Source organism: Streptomyces sp. WM4235, assembly GCF_001279725.1.
GTDB lineage: Bacteria > Actinomycetota > Actinomycetes > Streptomycetales > Streptomycetaceae > Streptomyces.
In genome coordinates, this window is the sequence record NZ_LGDE01000242.1 from 1 (window position 1) to 701 (window position 701).

Below are 701 nucleotides of genomic sequence, written 5' to 3' on the forward strand. Positions count from 1 at the left end.
CGCCCGGCCAGTTCGGTGACGGGAAGCGGCTGGTGGAGGTTCTCGCGGGCCCACGCGAGCACGTCGGGGAGGCGTTCGTCGCCGGGGCTTTCCGGGGCGGGGGGGGCCCGGGGAACCCCCCCCCCCCCCCCTCCCCGCCCCCAACCTGGCCGGGCGTGCCCTGATAAACAACCCCTCCTTCGCCCGCCGCTTCGCCGCCGCGACCGGCACCACCCCCCACGCCTGGCTGCGGAACCTGCGCCTGAGCACAGCCGAGGAGCTCCTGGAGACCACGAACCTGCCGGTAGAGGAGATCGCCCATCGCGTCGGATACGGAAGCGCGGCCGTCCTGCGCGAACAGTTCGTGCGCCGCCGGGGCGTACCCCCCCGCGCCTACCGCCGCACCTTCACCAATACACCGTGACGCCGTGAGCCGTGACGCCCTGATGAGTCGGCCTCGGCAAAGGCGGGCCCGCCGGAGCCTGCGAGCATCGGGGGCTTCCCGTCACCGCGTACCCGCCGCGGGTCGACGGTGCCCAGTGCTGTGGCCGGAATGGTCTGCGGGCGCCGTGACGCGGTGAACCCTTCCGGCCACGGCACTAGAGCCAGCGGCGCACCGTGCGGGTCAGAACCGGGGGAAGGAGGTCCCTGGCCAGGCGGCGGACCAGCGGACTCCGCCGGGGCGGGGTGCGCCGCGACGGTACTGCCACGGGGGCGGGAAC

General features: G+C 74.8%; 1 pseudogene. It reads left to right on the top strand.

What is annotated here, in order from left to right:
- Nucleotides 1-127 precede the first annotated feature (127 nt).
- Nucleotides 128-403 (top strand): annotated as a pseudogene (locus ADK55_RS40740) (helix-turn-helix domain-containing protein); the annotation flags it as partial.
- Nucleotides 404-701 lie beyond the last annotated feature (298 nt).